Source organism: Amycolatopsis rubida (genome assembly GCF_900115345.1).
GTDB classification, from domain to species: Bacteria; Actinomycetota; Actinomycetes; order Mycobacteriales; family Pseudonocardiaceae; genus Amycolatopsis; species Amycolatopsis rubida.
This window is the reverse complement of the sequence record NZ_FOWC01000001.1, coordinates 1,393,644-1,410,530: the sequence shown is the minus strand read 5'-3', so window position 1 is coordinate 1,410,530 and position 16,887 is coordinate 1,393,644. Positions and strand designations below refer to the sequence as shown.

Genomic DNA, 16,887 nt, shown 5'->3' with positions numbered 1-16,887 from the left:
GTCACCGCCGGTTCTTCGGGTCGAGGGCTTCGCGGAGGGACTCGCCGAGCAGCGTGAACCCGAGCGCCACGATGATGATCGCGATCGCCGGGTAGTAGGCCAGCTCGGGCCGGATGTCGAGGAAGTGCTGGGAAGCGTTGCCCAGCATCAATCCCCACTCCGCGCGGGTCGGGTCCGGGTCGCCGAGGCCGAGGAACGACAGCGCCGCGGCCTCCAGGATCGCGGTCGCCAGGGTCAGCGTCGCCTGCACGATCACCGGGCCGAGCGAGTTCGGCAGCATGTGCCGGAACACGATCGTCGTCCGTTTCACGCCGAGCGACGTCGCCGCCAGCACGTGGTCCGCCTCGCGCTGGGCGAGCATCGAACCGCGCAGCAACCGGGCGAAAATCGGCACGCCGATGATCGAAACGGCGAGGATCACCGTCCACTGGCTCGGCTTCGCGAACAACGACGCGATCGAAATCGCCAGCAGCAGCGAGGGAAACGCCAGCAGCACGTCGACCACGCGCATGAGAACGGTGTCGACCCAGCCGCCGAAGGCGCCCGCGAGCCCGCCGATGAGCGCACCGATGAGCACGCCGATCACCGTGGCGAGCACGCCGACCAACAGGGTCTGCTGTGCCCCGATGAGCAGCCGGGACAGGAAGTCGCGGCCGAAATCGTCGACACCGAGCGGGAAACCGGGCTGGGCGCCGGGAATGATGCCCCGGCCGAGGATGACCTTGTCCTGCAAATACCGGACCTGCGGGTCCTTCGGCGCGAGCAGCGGCGCGAAGATCGCCAGCAGCAGGAACAGCAGGATGATCACGCCGCCGACGATGGCCACCGGGCTGCGCAGCATCCGGCGCAGCGCCTCGGCGCCGAGGCTGCGCCCGCCCGCCGACGCCGCGGCGAGCTTGTCGATCGGCTCTTTCTTCTTGTTCAGCAGAGTGTTCACCGCACACGCACCCTCGGGTCGATGAGCCCGTAAGAAATGTCCACGAGCATGTTCACGAGCACGTAGACCAGTGCCCCGAGAAGCAGCAGCGCCTGCAGCCGCGGGTAGTCCCGCTTGTCGATCCCTTCGGCGAGAAGGAATCCGAGGCCGCGGAAGTTGAACACTCGCTCGGTCAGCACGGCGCCGCCGAGCAGCGCGCCGGTCTGCAGGCCGATCGTGGTGACCACCGGCAGCAGCGCGTTGCGCAGCACGTGCCGCTGGCGGACCACGGGCTGGGTGAGGCCCTTCGAGTTCGCGGTGCGGATGAAGTCCTCGTTGAGCACGTCGAGCACCGACGCACGGGTGATCCGGGTGATCACCGCGAGCGGAATGGTCGCGAGCGCGAGCGCGGGAAGAATGAGGTGCTTGATCGCATCCCACACCGCGTCCCATTCGCCGGTCATCATTCCGTCGAGAATGGCGAAATGCGTGACGACGGTGGCGTCGATGCCCGGTGCCTGCCTGCCCTGCGACGGCAAGCCAAGCGGCGTGGAAAGCAGGTCCTGCATCATGTAGCCGAGGAAGAAGATCGGCACCGCGACGCCGACCAGGGTCAGCACGATGATGACGTTGTCGACGATCTGCCCGCGGAACCGGGCCGCCAGGTAGCCGAACGAGATCCCGAGCACCACGGCGATGATCATCGCGGTGATGCCCAATTCAATGGTGGCCGGAAGGAACGTGCCGATTTCCGACATCACCGGCCGCGACGACACGAGCGAACTGCCGAAGTCGCCGGTGATCGCGCGGCCGAGAAATTTGAAGTACTGCACGAAAATCGGCTGGTCGAGGCCGAGCACGTGGTTCAGGTTCGCCAGTTTTTCCGGAGTCGCCTTGTCCCCGAGCAGAGCGGACGCGGGCCCGCCGGGGAGTGAGCGCAACCAGGCGAACACCAGGATGGACAGGATGAGCAGCGTCGGGATCGCTTGTAGCAGCCGACGCACGAGAAAACGGAGCACGAGTAGTCCTTTGTGTACAGCCCGGGAACGAGGCCAAGGGCAGGCGCGGTAGCACCTGCCCTTGGCCTGGCTGCTCAGCGGAGCACGTCAGCCGATCGTGACGTTGTTGAAGCGTTCGTCGGTGAGCGGGCTGGCCACCACGCCCTTGATCTTCGGGCCGACCACGATCGCCGGCGTCGGGTAGGCGATCGGAACGGCGGGCAGGACGTCCATGATCTTCTTGTTGGCGTCCTGGTACGCCTTGGTGTGCGCCTCGCCCGCCGGCGAAGCGTCCGCCGCGGCGAGCGTGTTGAAGACGTCGGTGTCCTCAAGGCCGAATTCCGGCTTCGGGCGGCCGAAGAAGGTGCCGACGAAGTTGCCCGCGTCGTTGTAGTCACCGGTCCAGCCGAGCAGGTGGATGTCCTGCTTGCCGTTCTGCTGCACGTCGTCCTTGTACCCGCCGTTCCACGACTCGGCGACCGGCTGCACGTTGACGCCGATGGCCTTCAGGTCCTCGGAGATCGCGGTGTAGGTGTCGGCCGGGTTCGGCATGTAGGGCCGGGTGACCTCGGTCGGGTAGTAGAACTTCAGCGTCATGCCCTCGGCGCCTGCTTCTTTCAGCAGCTGCTTGGCCATGGTCGGGTTGTACGGGTACTTGGTGACGTCGTCGGTGTAGCCGGAGATCGCCTTCGGCACGAACTCGGTCGCGACCTCGGAACCCTCGGCCAGCTTCGAGCGGACGAACTGCTCGCGGTTGATGCCGTAGGCCAGCGCCTTGCGCACCCGCACGTCCTTGAGCAGCGGGTTGCCCTTTTGGTTGATGCCAAGGTAGAGCAGGTTGAACGACGGGCGGATCAGCACCTGCTCGCCGTCGTTGCGCAGCAGGCCGTAGTCGGCGGGGGCCGGGAAGTCGTACCCGTTGATGTCGCCCGCCTTGAGCGCCTGCTTGCGGGCGTTCTCGTCCGGGATCACCTTGAACACGAGCTTGTCCAGCTTCGCCGGCGCCGGCATCGTGCTGGTTTCGTTGCGCACCAAGGTGATCTGGCCGTTGCCCTGGTCCCAGCTCTCGAACTTGAACGGGCCGGTGCCGGTCGGGTGCTTGTAGGCGTACTCGGAGTACGTGATCGAGGTGCCGGAGCCGGTGACCTTGTCCGCGTTGTACTTCTTCAGCGCGGTGGGGCTCTGGATCGCGAACGACGGCAGGGTGAACGCGGCCGGGAAGGCGCCCTTCGCGCGGGTCAGGTTGAGAACCGCGGTGTGGTCGTCCTTGGCTTCGCAGCTCTTGTAGAGCGGTTCGCCCTTGGTGATGCCTTCGTTGTGCGCGAAGCCGCCCCAGACATCGCCGTAGTAGATCATCTGGCTCTGGGCGGTGGCACCCTTCATGTTGTACCAGCGGTCGAAGTTGAAGCAGACCGCCTTGGCGTCGAACGGGGTGCCGTCGCTGAACTTCACGCCCTGCTTGAGGTCGAAGGTCCAGGTCTTGCCTTCGTTGCTCGACGTCCACTTCGTGGCGAGCGACGGGGCCAGGTCCGCGGTGCCCGGCTTGTTCTGGATCAGCGTGTCCAGCATCTGCCGGGTGATCCGGAGCGTCTCGCCCTCGTCGGCGAAGATCGGGTCGAACACCTTCGGGTTGCCGGTGTTGCCGAAGACCATGGTGCCCCCGGACCCACCGCCTCCGGCCTCGTCCCGCTTCGATTCCGCGCACGCGGACAGCGAGACCGCGAGCGCGCCCGCCAGCCCGATCAGAGCTGCCCGGCGTGTTCGGGTCAGCCGCAATTGCTGCATCTGGCACCCCTTGGGAATGTTCGGTGTCTCGAAATGCACCGTCGGCGGTCAGTTCGGGAAGACCAGTGCGATCGGTGTGTTCGGTGACACTAGCGGGAACTCGGCCTCCGCTTAAGCACGTGAGGTTACGATCGCGCTACGTAAGGCCCAAATTGAGTGCAATGTGTCGGCAATTATGCGCGCAGCGTAGCGAAAACTGCCGGTTTGGTACGTTGAGTGGCGGTTTGCTCACCCGGTTGGCCTAACCGCCCGGGTTGTCCGTTCCGGGTGCCGTGGATGTTCCGGAACCCCTCCGGAGGGCCTTTGGAGTTGCCCGCGAAGGACGCTGAAACGGCCCGAATGCACACGAGTACCCGGCGCTCGCACATTCCGCGCAATAGCCGTTTCGCCTGCCGTAAACGATGTCGAGCCAGGATTCCGGTTGTTCAGACCAGCTGGTCCGCGGCTTCCCGGGTACCGTCGACGGCGAACCAGCCGCGCTCGAACAACTGCCAGCGGCGCAGTTCGGCACGCGCCGCCTCGCCGTCCCGGGCGACTGCCCTGGACAACCGTTCAGTCTCGGTGCCGCCCTCGATCCAGCACAGCCACGACAGCCGCGACCGCAGCGCGCGGCGGCCGCTCGACACCCCCTCCAGCACCAGTACCTCGGGAACCTCGACGCGCACCAGCTCGCCGGGACGCGGAGTGCCGGAGGTCCAGTCCATCCGCCGATACTCGCCGGGCAGGCCTTGTGCCAGCGGCGTCAGCACTCCGTCCTCCAGTCGCGGCCACCACGCGACGGGGTCGTCCCAGGTGGCGAAGGCATCCGTGCTGACCAGCGCGGCACGCGAGCCGAGAGCTTCGACCGTCTCGGCGGCGAGAGTGGACTTCCCGGCTCCAGACGGACCGTCGATGGCGAGCACTCGAACACCGCCGAGCCGGGACGGCGCGGCGAGCAGCGCGGAGATCAGCGAACGCGTGCCGGCCTCGCTTCGGGAAGGCCGTCCACAGTGTCCGGCGCGGTCGTGCGCTTATCCAGTTCGGCGATGCGCGCTTCGAGGTCGCGCTGAGCGTCTTCCAGCTCGCAGCGCAGCAACGCGGTCTCCTCGACCGCGGTCCGCACCTCTTCCTCCAGGTGCCCGACCTCGGTCGAAAGCTGCAGCGAAACCATTGCGAGGACCACTCCGGACAGGAAGAAGACGAAGTTCGACGGGGTCTCCACGCCCGTCAGGTGCGCCACGAAGTTCGCCACCGCCGGCACCACCGCGAGGATCACGACGCCGATGGCCACCACGAGCCAGATGCCAGCGTACTTCTCGCGCAGCTTGCGCCGCCGCATCATCTCGATGACGACGAACAGCACGAGACACGCGATGACGATGCTCAGTACCCGCCAACCTGCCATGGAGGGCCTCCTTACCCGGCGTCGGAAGAATCGGCGGACGGACGGCGGCGGACCAGCGCCAGCAGCAGCGCCAGCCCCGCGCGGCCCAGGTACACGGCGGATTTCACCGGCGAATGGCTCGGCGCGCCACCCGCCCGCTCCCGCATCAGGACCGGGGTTTCCGCGATCGCGAGCTTCGCCCGGATCGCCAGCACGAGAGCCTCGATCGTGTCGCCGAGGTATTCGGCCGGGTAGCCGGCGGCGAACAGCCGGATCGCGCGCGGTCCCATCGCCTTGAACCCGGACGTGACGTCGCTGAGCTTGGTCCCGGCCAGCTTGCTGAACACCAGCGACAGGACGGCCATCGCGTACCTGCGCGGACCGACGGCCCGGTACGAGCCCTTGCCCGCGAACCGGGAGCCGATCGCGAGGTCGGCCCCCTCGTCGAGCAGCCGCAGCAGCGCGCCGACCTCGGCCGGATCGTGCTGTCCGTCGGCGTCGACCTGGACCACGGCGTCGTAGCCGCGCGAGACGGCGTAACGGAACCCGGTGCGCATCGCGCCGCCCACGCCGAGATTCACCGACAGCCGGACCACCCTGGCTCCCGCCTCGCGGGCGAGTTCGGCGGTGCGGTCGAGCGAACCGTCGTCGACGACCAGCATGTCCATGCCGGGCAGCGACCGCTTGATCTGGGCGAGCACCGACGAGACGCTGTCCTGCTCGTTGAAGGCCGGGATCACGATCAGCACGCGGCGGGTGCGCACGGGTGTCGTCATCGCCGCTCACTTCCCCCGCGGGACGCGGGTCCCGGGCACGGCGGCGGAACCGGCGGCCTCGGACTGGCCGGTGATCTGGTAGATCGTCGCGTCCGCGTTGCGGAAGACGACCCGGAACATCGGGCCCTCGGCGATCCGGGCCACGCCGGCCGACTGGATCGCGGTGCCGGAGCCGGCCAGCCCTTTGCCCTGGATGACGTAGCGCACGCCAAGGTCGGTGAGGTTCTTTCGGACCCGCGGGTTCTCGCCGACCTGGTCGACCCACGCGCTCAGGTACCCGGCTTCGGTGCCCGGCTCGGCACCGTAGAAGTTCCACTCGACCGGTGTCACACCGGACAGCGCGTACATCCACGCCGAACCGTCGGCTTTGTTGTTCATCACGCGTTCGCCGGGCTCGGTGTGCTGCGCGAGCCAGGCGTACGCGGCTTCCTCCCCTTTGGACACCGTGGGGCCGTCCTTGTAGTTGGCCGCCATCCGCTCCGCGTTGCGTCCGGCGTAGCCGCCCCCGCTCAGCCCGCCGAGCACCACGGCCAGCAGCAGCACGGCGACGCCGGTGAGCGCGACCGGCTTGAGCTTCACCCGGAGCTGCGTCGTGCGGACCAGCCAGGCGACGAAGGTGTGCGTGAACTCGCCGAAGGCCACGGCGCCGGCGAGCGGCACAAGCGCGGCGATCCGCCAGTGGTCGTTGTAGAAGACGCTCGTGACCGACCGCACGAGGTTCGATTCGAGCGACACGGTGACCAGGAACAGGCCGCCGAACACGACGTACGCGCCGACCAGCCACAACATCCGCCGATGCCGCACCATCAGCACGATGCCGATGAACGCGGGCACGCCGACCCACCACTGCGGGAACTGCGACATCGGGGAGAAGGTCAGCGTCTCGCCGAGGCCGCCGGCGACGGTCGCCTCCGGCGGCCAGTGCGCACTCGTCACCCCGCTCACGTTGTACAGCGACGGCAGCACGAGGGGCACGCCGAGCGCGATCGCCAGCCCGACGGCCGCGATCAGCGAAGGCGCGCTGCGCCGCCATTCGATCTTCTCGTAGCGCAGCAGCACCGCGAGCAGGATGAGCAGGAAGTACCCGCCGAGCACGAACACGAGGCTGGTGTGCAGGCCGCACAGTCCAGCGACGCCGACTCCGAGCGCGACCGGGCCCGCGATGCCGTCCGGCTTCAGCAGGTACCGCGCGAGCACGAGCATCGCCGGGATCAGCGCGACGCCCGCGACGTACGGCCACAGCGGACCGCGCCACAGCGAGTCGTACGGGAACGCGCTGAACCACGTGGTGACCGCGGCGGCCGCGGCGGTGCCCAGCGCAGGCATGCCCCACACCCGGCACAGTGCCGCGACGCCGACCGGCACGGTGAAAATCACCGCCAGCGCGGCCAGGTTCAGCGTGGGCATCATGGTCAGCCCGCCCTTGCCGAAGACCAGCGAAAGCAGCGCGTGGTAGGTGTCCGGGTAGAAGTAGTTCGTCTGGTCGGGCAGGTTCGCGATCGTGCCCACGGTGGACGGCCGGGCGTCGCCGTGTTCGGCGATCCAGCGGATCAGGTTGCCGTGGAACGGCGCGTCCCAGCCCTGCTGGACGGTGTTGATCCCGTTGGTGCCGCGCAGAAAAGCGACCGCGCCGACGGCAAGGCCCGCGGCCACGCCTGCCGCCATCACGACGTGGTCGCGCAGCGGGAGCTTCGGAAGTTCCTCGACCGTCCAGTCCGGATGGCGGCGCGCGCGCAGCCGTCGCACGGCGAACGCCAGCCCGAAGCCGGCGATCGCGAGCACCAGCGTCCAGAGCGCGACGGCGAGCATCGTCCAGCGGATGCCGAGCCCGCCGAGCACCGGGACGCCGAGCGCGACGACTCCGAAGGTGAGCAGAGGCGCGGTGGCCGCGAGAGTCCATCCGCGCAACCGGACGGCAGCCCCGAAGACGAGCCCGGGCACCCAGAATGCGAGCAGCACCAGAAGAACGTTCATCGAATTCGCGTTCCAACCGTGAGCACCATTTTGCCTTCGCCGCGCACCGATGCCGGAGGCTGCGAAGTCACACTACTGCGGCGCTATTCCGATCTTTCATCGGAGTGGCGAGTTGCCCTCGCCGGCGAATTGGCGAGAACGAATGCGAGCACAACCGCGAGGCCGGTCATTGGCGCGGCGGCGAGTGCGACGACCGCACGAAACACGGTGTCCCCGGGCACTGCCAACAGCAGCACCGAAGCCGTGGCCGCGACCACCGCCCAGGTGATCAACACGCGCTTGGCCTGGGCGCGCGCGACGAGCACGGCGGTGAGCAACTGCATGGGCACCAGCAGCACCGAGGACCAGGCGAGCCCGGCGACCGCCCAACCGTCCACCTGGTAGCCGGCACCGTAGACAAACTCCACCGCCCACGGGCCGAGCAGCAGGCCGACCAGCGCGCCGAGCGCGGCCAGCGCGAGCGAGGCGAACGTGCCGAGCAGCAGCACGCGACGCAACCGGTGCCGTCCGGCCTCGCTCGTGGAAAGCCGTACGACGAACGGCACCGCAAGCGATTGCACCGGCCCGACCAGCGTCAACGGCAACCGCGCGATGACCAGCGCGGCGAAGACCGCACCGAGCCGGTCGCGGTCGCCGCCCGGGGCGAGCAGGCCGACCAGCGCGGGATATCCGGTGATGACGCTCGCAGTGAGCGCGGCGCCGAGCAGCAGCATCAGCATCCGGCGGACGGTCACCGGCCAGCCGTCGCCCTCGGCCCGGACGTCGAGCAGCCGCCAGCCCTGGCGGACGAACAGCAGCCAGGCGAACGACCCCGCCGCGACCGCCAGCGCCAACGGGACCAGCTGGTAGGCCGTCGCAAGGACCAGCAGGCCCAGTACCAGCGCGCGAACCGCCGGTTCGGCGACCACCAGCCAGGCGAAGTGCTTCACCTGGTGCTGCCCGATCAGCACCCCGCGAATGCCGAACTGGCAGGCGAACGCGACGCCGCCGGCCAGCACGACGAGGGCGAGTTCCCCGGCGCCGGGGAAAAGCCGGTCGTTGACCGGCGGGACGAGCAGCGCGAGCCCGAACGCGGCGGCCGCCGCGGCGGCGGTGGCGACGGCCCGGAGCGCACCCCGGCCGGCGAGGCCGCCGGTGAGCGCGGCCACCGCGGACTGCCGGGAAAGTTCCTGCTCAAGCGGGGAAAGCGCGCTGCCGAGGCCCATCAGCAGGCCCCAGAAGGTGACGAACGTGGCGTACTGATCGGGCGGGAGAAGCCGCGCGCAAGCGACGGTGAGGGCGTAGCCGAGGATGATCGACGCGATCAGCGAACCGCCGAGTTTGCCCGCGGTGCGGCGGGTGTCGCGGACGACTCCGGGCACGCTCATCGACGCCGCAACCGTGCGCGCAGCGCGAGGTACAACCCGCGAAACACCCCCGAGCCGAAGCCGGCCGCGAAGACCGGCAGCAGGGTGCTGACCGCGCGTGCCTCGGCGTTCGTGGCGCCGCACTTCTTCACCACCGCGGCGGCCGCGACGCTTCCGGCCACACCGAGCGAGGCCGTAGTCTTCGGCATTTTCGCCGCCAGCCCGGCACCTATCACGCCTACAGCGAGCGAACAAAATAACGCGTTTCTCGCTGGACCGGGTGAATTTAGGTAGGAATCCACATAGGTCGTCCCCCGAAAGAATGACTGAGCGTAGAACTTTTGAAACGAATCGCGTCCGTGGTAGATCGCGGAGAACTGCGGGGCCAGAAAAATCCGCGAGCGTTCGGCGATCCAGCGCAGCATCCGGGTGTCGTCGCTGGCGAGCCGGACGTCGTCGAACAGCGATGCGAACGCGGCCGCCGCCCCCTCCAGCAGGTCGCGGCGCGCACAGAAGAACGTGGTGCCCTTGGGGTAGACGTCGAACTCCTCGATGCCGAACGACGTCAGCTTCGGGTCCGCGAAGTACCGCCGCCAGCCGACGGCGACGAGGCCGGACATGAAGCCCGCGTAGGGATTGCGCTCGGAGGCGACGTGGATGTGGCCGTTCCAGACCGCGCGCTCCGGGTGCTCGACCAGCTGCTCGCGCAGGAAGGCGAGGCTGCCCGCGTCGACGATGACCCGGCTGTCCAGCAGCATCAGCCAGTCGCCGGAGGCCTTCGCCATCCCGGCGCGGCGGGCCTCGAACCGGCCGCCGTTGGGCTGGGTCAGCACCGTGATGCCGTGTTCCTCGTGCAGCCGGGCAAGCTTTTCGGGCGTGCCGTCGGTGCTCCCGTCGTCCACGACGAGCACCTCGACCGGCCACCGGGCCGCCTCGGCGGAGGCGATCAGCGCGCCCACGCTGCGTTCGATCCACTCCTGCTCATTGCAGACCGGGATCACGACGCTGAGCGACGGAAGGAGCGGGTGAGCACTCACGCGGCGAGGCTACCCTGCACTTGACCGGCGGGAATGCCCAGTATCCTTGCCGCCGTCGCTAACCCTCTGTTGATTGGGCATCCACGGTGATCTCCTTCATCGCAGGCACCACCGCGGAACTGATCAAGATCGCGCCGGTCTTCCACCGGATCGCCGAGCGCGCAGCGACGCCGAAGCTCTGGTTCACCGCACAGCACGTGGACGAGGTCGCCGACGTTCTGTCCGATCTGCGGCTGCCGGAACCGGATGTGTGGTTCGTGCCTCGTGCGCAGGCGCGCGACCTCGACTCTCCGGCGCAGGTGCCCGGCTGGGCCGCGCAGGTCATGCGCACCGCGTGGAGCCGCCGCGCGGAACTCCGCGCCCAGCTGACCGCGGACGGCCGCCCGCCGCTCGTGCTGGTGCACGGCGACACGTTCACCACGCCGTACGGGGCGTTGATCGGCAAGAAGATCCTGAAGGCCCGTGTCGGGCACATCGAAGCGGGCACGCGGTCGGGCAGCATCCTGTCGCCGCTGCCGGAGGAACTGAACCGCAAGATCGCCGGGAAGTTCGTGGACATCCACTTCTCGCCGAGCGAGCGCGAGGTGCACAACCTGCGGGGCGCCCGCGGCGTCGTGGTGAACACCGAGGCGAACACGGCGATCGACTCGATGCGCCAGGTCGTCGACCAGCCGCTGGACGTGCCGGGCCTGCCGGAGAAGTTCGGCCTGGCGACGCTGCACCGGTTCGAACTGGTGTCACGCGCGGACAAGTACCGTGAGGTACTGGAAATCCTGCGCGCGCAGAGCCGCAAGATGCCGGTCCTGTACCTGGCCGGCACACCAGAGCGGGAAAAGATTCGTGCGCTGGGCTTGGCCAACCTGTTCGACGACAAGTTCCTCGCGCAGCCGAAGATGCGGTACCTGAAGTTCCTGCCGCTGGTCGCGCGAGCCGAGTACGTGGTCACCGACTCCGGCGGGTTGCAGGAGGAATGCGGATACCTGGGCCTGCCGTGCGCGGTCCACCGGGCCCGCACCGAACGGCACGTGGGAATCGGCGGGAACGTCGTCCTGACCGAACTGCGCGGGGACCGGCTGCGGGAGTTCCTGGACACGTACCAGAATCGTCGCCGGGAGTCCTGGACGGACAAGTACCACCCGTCGGACATCGTGGTGAACTCGTTGGCACAGCTGGGTTATTGCTGACCGCTGAGCAACCGGATGTCCCGGACGCAGAAAATCTGGGCCAGCTCAGCCATCTTCTCGAAGAACTGAAGCCCCCGGCGACCAGTGCCGACAGCAGGTCCTCTTCCCCAGCCATCGATGTCCGGCGAAAATCGCTTCCGCTGACGGTGATCCGAACCAGCCCTCGCGGCATCCGGTCCAGCGCGAGATCCAGCGGCTGGTCCGGGAAAGAAGATCACTACCCCCGGACACGGTGAGCATGATCGCGCCGGTCAGATCCTCGCCGTACCGCGTGCGCGGCCGCTCGATGCAATCCAGGAGATTCACGAACTCCGTCGTCGGCCAGAGCCGGGTCTGGACAGGGGTCCGCCCAGGTCATTACAGCGCGCGCCGCCCGGACAACGCGCGTCCCAAAGTCAGCTCGTCCGCGAACTCAAGATCCCCGCCCATCGGCAGCCCCGACGCCAGCCGCGTCACCGACAGCCCGGGGAAATCGCGCAGCATCCGCACCAGATACGTCGCCGTCGCCTCGCCCTCGGTGTTCGGGTCGGTCGCGATGATGATCTCCCGGACGTCCGCCTCGCCGATGCGCTTCAGCAGTTCTCGCATCCGCAACTGCTCCGGGCCGATGCCGGACAGCGGGTCCAGCGCGCCGCCGAGGACGTGGTAGCGGCCCTTGAACTCACGGGTCCGCTCGACCGCCAGCACGTCCTTCGGCTCCTCGACCACGCAGATCATCGTGAGGTCGCGGCGTTCGTCGCGGCAGATCCGGCACGTTTCCTGTTCCGAGACGTTGCCGCAGATCTCGCAGAACTGCACGCCTTCCTTGACCTTGCCCAGCACGTCCTGCAGCCGCGCGATGTCCGCGGGGTCGGCGCCCAGCAGGTGGAACGCGATGCGCTGGGCACTCTTCGGACCGACGCCGGGCAGCCGCCCGAGTTCGTCGATCAGGTCCTGGACGACACCTTCGTACAAGTGTCAGCCGCCGAAGCCGAGGCTGCCGAGGTCCGGCATGCCGCCGCCGAGGCCGCCCGCCAGCGGGCCCAGTTTCTGCTCGGTGAGCTTCTGCGCGCTCGCCGACGCGTCACGCACCGCGGCGACCACCAGGTCGGCCAGGGTTTCGACGTCGTCCGGGTCGACCACCTTCGGGTCGATGACGAGGCTCTTCAACTGGCTGTCGCCGGACACCGTCGCGGTGACCAGGCCACCGCCCGCAGTGCCGGTGACCTCGGTGTTGGCGAGTTCCTCCTGGGCCTCCACCAGCTTCTGCTGCATCTGCTGGGCCTGCTGCATGATCTGCGACAGGTCGAAGCCGCCGCCGCCGGGTTGCACCATGATCGCACTCGGTCCTTCCGCGTTTGGGTGTTCCTCCCCAGCCTAGCCGCGAGCCCGGCGCGTCCGTCCCCGCGGCACGCGTGTGCTGTGGCACCGTTGTCGCGTGCGAGCGAAGACACTCCCGCTGCTGACCGGCCTGCTGCTGCTCACAGCGTGTTCCGGCGGCGGCGAGACGCCTCCCTCACCGGCCGCTGCGCCGACGTCGCCGAGCTCAGCGACCCCGAGCCTGTCGTCTTCCAGCCCGCCATTGCCGCCGTCCTCGTCGTCGAGGCCGCCTTCGACGTCCGCGGTGCCGCCGGTCGGCTCGGGCAAGGTCGTGGTCCTCGATCCCGGCCACAACGGCGGCAACGCCGCGCACCCCGGCGAGATCAACCGGAAGGTGCCCGCCGGGCGTGGGCAGATGAAGCCGTGCAACACCACCGGCACGTCGACCAACGCCGGGTACCCGGAGCACGCGTTCACCTTCACCGTCGCGCAGGAGGTCGGGAATGCGTTGGCGGCCAAGGGAATCAAGGTCGTCTACACGCGGCAGAACGACTCCGGCGTCGGCCCGTGCGTCGACGAACGCGCGAAGATCGGCAACGACGCGAGTGCCGACGCAGTGGTCTCGATCCACGCCGACGGCTCCACGTCGCCGACCGCGCACGGCTTCCACGTCGCGTACTCGGCACCGCCGTTGAACGCGGCGCAGGGCGAACCGTCGCTGAAGCTGGCACGCACCATGCGCGACGGAATCCGCGACGACGGCTTCGCCACCTCCACTTACATCGGCTCGGCGGGCCTTTCGCCGCGGAATGATCTGGGCGGGCTCAACCTGTCGACCCGGCCGACCGTGCTCGTCGAATGCGGCAACATGCGCAACGCCGACGAGGCCGGGCAGATGTCGTCCGCGGCGGGCCGAACGCACTACGCGCAGGCCATCGCGAAGGCGATCGAGGCGTACCTGGCCGGTGCCTGACGCAGAGAGCCGAAAGGGCTACTGAGCGGACAGAACACCGGACACCGTCTTCTCCCTTGATCGGTCCCGACTTACCGTCGCTGGGGACCTGTCGAGGAGGCGCCGGTGGCAACTTCACTCCGAGGACGACTGGTACGGCTGTTCGCCGTGACAGCCATGGCGGGCACTCTCGTGTCGACAGGAGTCGCCGAGGCCGCTCCACACTCGGTGACCGCCGGGCCAGCGCGGTTCGAAGTCCTGTCGCCGACGCTCATCCGCACCGAGTACGCGGGTGACGCCAAGTTCGTCGACGCTGGCACGTTCAACGCGATCGGCCGCGGCAGCTTCCCTAAAACTCCTTACACCGCGACAAAACGCGATGGCTGGCTGACCATCCGGACCAGCGCCGTCCAGTTGCGCTACCAGCTCGGCTCGGGCGCGTTTTCCGACAACAACCTCACCGTCCGGCTGCGTACCGGCGGCCAGGACGTCACCGCGCGGCCGTGGGCGGGCAGGCTGGCTCCGGTCTGCGCGTTCACCACCCTCTGCGAGGCCGAACAACTGCGGCTCAACGGCCCAGGCGCGGCCAGCGACCACCGCGGCTACACCGGTGATGGTTTCGCGGCGGGCTTCGCCAACCCCGGCGACAGCCTGTCCTTCCGCGCCACCGCTCCCGGTGATCACCAGCTGGATCTGCGCTACGCCAACGGAACCGGCGGCGACGGGCAGCACACGACCCGCACTCTCAGCGTCCTCGTGGACGGTGCGAACGCGCGGGTCGTCACCCTTCCGGCTACCGCTGACTGGGACACCTGGACCCTCGCGACCGTGCCGATCACACTGCCGGCGGGAGAGCACCAGGTGACCGTCAAGCGTGGCACCGCCGACTCGGGCAACGTCAATATCGACAGCCTCGCCCTGGTCAACACCGGTGCCGCGTACCCGCAACCCGTGCCGCCCGCGCCGACGCCGTGCGCGTTCGGTGTCCTCTGCGAGGCCGAGCAAGGCGCGCTGTCCGGCGGCGCGCACCCGGCCAGCGACCACGACGGCCACTCCGGCAAAGCTTTCCTCGCGGGCATGGAGCGATCCGGCGCTTCAGACGCGTTGACGATCACCGGTGTCCCCGCCGATGGCACCTACGATCTGCAGCTGCGCTACGCCGACGCGACCGCTGTTTCCGGCCAAACCCAGCCGACCTCGCTGACCCTCCAAGCCGGCGGTACCTCCGCCAACCTGACCCTGGCGTCGACCAGCAGCTGGAATTCGTGGCGCACCAAGGCAATCCCGGTGCAGCTCAAGGCTGGCACCAACACCGTCACACTGTCCTGTCCGGACTCGAACTGCCACGTCAACCTCGACACCGTCGCCGTCACGCCCGCGCATTCGGTGTTGCTCGCCCCGCACGCGCCACTCGGCGGTTATCGACGCGGCCTCGACGGTGTCGACGGAAGTGCGGTCTCCGCAGCCGGAATCCTTTACCAGGACGGCTGGTCACTCCTCGACGACACCGCGTCGGCGCTGTACGACCCACGCACCAAGGTCGTCACCCAGCGGCCCAGCAGCGAGAACTACCAGGATGGATACGTCTTCGCTTACGGCCAGAACTACGGCCAAGCGCTGCGGGAACTGGCCCAGCTGACCGGACCGTCTCGGCTGCTGCCCCGCTGGGCTTACGGCGTCTGGTATTCCGAGTACTACGACCGCACAGCCGCCGACTTCGAGCAAACGATCATACCGAAGTTCCGAGAGCAGCACGTGCCGCTCGACATGCTCGTCGTCGACACCGACTTCAAATCGCCGGACCGGTGGAACGGCTGGGAAATCGACCCGACCCGCTTCCCCGGCCCGAAGGCGTTCTTCCAGTGGGCACACGACCAGGGCCTGCACACGTCGCTGAACATCCACCCGAGCATCCGCGGCGACGACCCGCAGTTCCCGGCGGCGCAGGCGACCGCGAAGGGCAAACTCCAGCCCAGCTGCGGAAAAGACTGCTACGTCTTCGATTTCGGCGACCCCGACCAGTTGCGCGCCTACTTCGACCTGCACCGGACGATGGAACAGCAGGGCAACGACGTCTGGTGGCTCGATTGGTGTTGCGACGCCTCGAAATCCAGTCTTGCCGGCGTCACCCCGGACGCGTGGATCAACCAGCAGTACGCGGAGCACGGCGGCTTCGCGTTTTCCCGCGCCTACGGTTCGCTGCAAGCCGGTGGATACAGTTCGCCGACCGCCGTACCGACCGGTCCGTGGGCGGACAAGCGCACCACGCTGCACTTCACCGGAGACACCATTTCCGACTGGGCAACGCTGGCCTTCGAGGTCGGCTACACCCCCGGCGAATCCGCGGCGACCGGCCTGGCTTCGGTGAGCCACGACATCGGCGGCCACACCGGCGGATCGCAGCAGCCGGGCACGGAACCGGGCAGCACGAAGCTGCCGGACGATCTGTACGCGCGCTGGGTGCAGCTCGGGACGTTCCAGCCGATCGACCGGCTGCACTCCAACCACAGCGACCGGCTGCCCTGGCAGTACGGAGCCGCCGCGGACACGTCAGCGACTAAATTCCTTAACCTGCGCGAGAATCTCGTGCCGTACACGTACACGCTCGCGCAGCAGGCCACCGCGACGGGAATGCCGATCGTGCGGCCGCTGTACCTGCAATATCCGGACCAGCAGGAGGCGTACGCCCAGGCTGGCGGGGAATACCTGTACGGCCCGGACGTCCTCGTGGCTCCGGCGACCAGCCCGGGCACCACGGCGACCACGAGCGTCTGGTTCCCGCCGGGCAGCGACTGGACGGACTACTTCAGCGGCAAGACCTATCGCGGCGGCAGCACCGCGCAGATCACCACGGGCTGGGACACGATGCCGGTGTTCGTGCGCTCGGGCGGGATCCTGGTCACCCGCAGCGGAAATGTCGCTGGTGACGCGCACGATCCGCTTACCGCCGCGACCGTCACGGTGGCTGGCGGCCACAACGGCGCGTTCGCTCTCCGGGAGGAGCGGTCCACAACTGCGGTGCGCTACACCGAAAATGCGCACTCGGCAACGCTCGCGATCGGGCCCACGCAGCGCGCTTGGACCGTCCGGTTCACCAATGCCGCCAAGCCAGCCGTGGTGTACGTGGACGGTCGGCGCAGTGGAAGCTGGACCTGGGACGCCGCGGCGCGGACTGTGACCGTGCGAACGTCGCCGACGTCGCATCCGGTGAGTGTGCGGCTGGTGTCGTAAGTGTTGATCGCGGTTAGAACCGTGAT

At 68.4% G+C, this 16,887-nt stretch carries 14 protein-coding genes; 3 read left to right on the top strand and 11 right to left on the bottom strand.

Going from position 1 to position 16,887, the window contains the following annotated elements; translation table 11 throughout:
- Position 1: 1 nt before the first annotated feature.
- The 9 genes from BM362_RS06945 to BM362_RS06900 form a co-directional block, all read right to left on the bottom strand.
- A complete protein-coding gene (locus tag BM362_RS06945) occupies positions 2-937 on the bottom strand; it encodes an ABC transporter permease (protein WP_067577131.1) in 936 nt (311 codons plus the stop codon).
- Positions 934-1,935: an ABC transporter permease gene (locus BM362_RS06940; protein ID WP_067577133.1), complete on the bottom strand. Its 1,002-nt coding sequence runs from the start codon at positions 1,933-1,935 to the stop codon at positions 934-936. Before BM362_RS06940 ends, BM362_RS06945 begins: the two co-directional genes overlap by 4 nt.
- Before the next feature lie 87 nt (positions 1,936-2,022).
- On the bottom strand, positions 2,023-3,699 hold the full coding sequence (locus BM362_RS06935; protein ID WP_161269649.1) for an ABC transporter substrate-binding protein: 1,677 nt from the start codon (positions 3,697-3,699) through the stop codon (positions 2,023-2,025).
- A 425-nt stretch (positions 3,700-4,124) separates the two neighbouring features.
- A complete protein-coding gene (locus BM362_RS06925) occupies positions 4,125-4,601 on the bottom strand; it encodes a uridine kinase family protein (RefSeq protein ID WP_244287055.1) in 477 nt (158 codons plus the stop codon).
- Positions 4,602-4,645: 44 nt separating this feature from the next.
- Complete coding sequence (locus tag BM362_RS06920; RefSeq protein ID WP_067577138.1) at positions 4,646-5,083, bottom strand: DUF2304 domain-containing protein; 438 nt, start codon at positions 5,081-5,083, stop codon at positions 4,646-4,648.
- A gap of 11 nt (positions 5,084-5,094) precedes the next feature.
- Positions 5,095-5,838: a glycosyltransferase family 2 protein gene (locus tag BM362_RS06915; protein WP_067577140.1), complete on the bottom strand. Its 744-nt coding sequence runs from the start codon at positions 5,836-5,838 to the stop codon at positions 5,095-5,097.
- 6 nt (positions 5,839-5,844) lie between these two features.
- On the bottom strand, positions 5,845-7,812 hold the full coding sequence (locus tag BM362_RS06910) for a DUF6541 family protein (RefSeq protein ID WP_093572493.1): 1,968 nt from the start codon (positions 7,810-7,812) through the stop codon (positions 5,845-5,847).
- Between the two features lie 83 nt (positions 7,813-7,895).
- A complete protein-coding gene (locus tag BM362_RS06905) occupies positions 7,896-9,179 on the bottom strand; it encodes a hypothetical protein (protein ID WP_093572492.1) in 1,284 nt (427 codons plus the stop codon).
- The gene (locus BM362_RS06900; RefSeq protein WP_093572491.1) at positions 9,176-10,195 is read right to left on the bottom strand and encodes a glycosyltransferase family 2 protein; all 1,020 of its coding nucleotides are present in this window, start codon (positions 10,193-10,195) and stop codon (positions 9,176-9,178) included. Before BM362_RS06900 ends, BM362_RS06905 begins: the two co-directional genes overlap by 4 nt.
- 86 nt (positions 10,196-10,281) lie before the next feature.
- On the opposite strand from BM362_RS06900, the gene BM362_RS06895 reads away from it, so the two are divergent.
- Entirely contained in the window at positions 10,282-11,379 is a 1,098-nt protein-coding gene (locus BM362_RS06895; protein ID WP_067577149.1) for a UDP-N-acetylglucosamine 2-epimerase, read from the top strand.
- Positions 11,380-11,736: 357 nt separating this feature from the next.
- Here BM362_RS06895 and recR read toward each other — a convergent pair whose 3' ends face one another.
- Together recR and BM362_RS06885 are read right to left on the bottom strand one after the other, a co-directional pair.
- A complete protein-coding gene (recR, locus tag BM362_RS06890; protein WP_067577151.1) occupies positions 11,737-12,333 on the bottom strand; it encodes a recombination mediator RecR in 597 nt (198 codons plus the stop codon).
- Between the two features lie 3 nt (positions 12,334-12,336).
- Positions 12,337-12,693, bottom strand: a complete 357-nt coding sequence (locus BM362_RS06885; RefSeq protein ID WP_067577153.1) for a YbaB/EbfC family nucleoid-associated protein — start codon at positions 12,691-12,693, stop codon at positions 12,337-12,339.
- A gap of 103 nt (positions 12,694-12,796) precedes the next feature.
- Here BM362_RS06885 and BM362_RS06880 point away from each other — a divergent pair, with 103 nt between their 5' ends.
- Positions 12,797-13,651 carry an N-acetylmuramoyl-L-alanine amidase gene (locus tag BM362_RS06880; RefSeq protein ID WP_244287054.1) on the top strand — a complete coding sequence of 285 codons (855 nt, stop codon included), beginning with the start codon at positions 12,797-12,799 and terminating at the stop codon, positions 13,649-13,651.
- A gap of 105 nt (positions 13,652-13,756) precedes the next feature.
- Positions 13,757-16,861, top strand: a complete 3,105-nt coding sequence (locus BM362_RS06875) for a TIM-barrel domain-containing protein (RefSeq protein ID WP_093572490.1) — start codon at positions 13,757-13,759, stop codon at positions 16,859-16,861.
- The last annotated feature ends 26 nt before the right edge of the window (positions 16,862-16,887 follow it).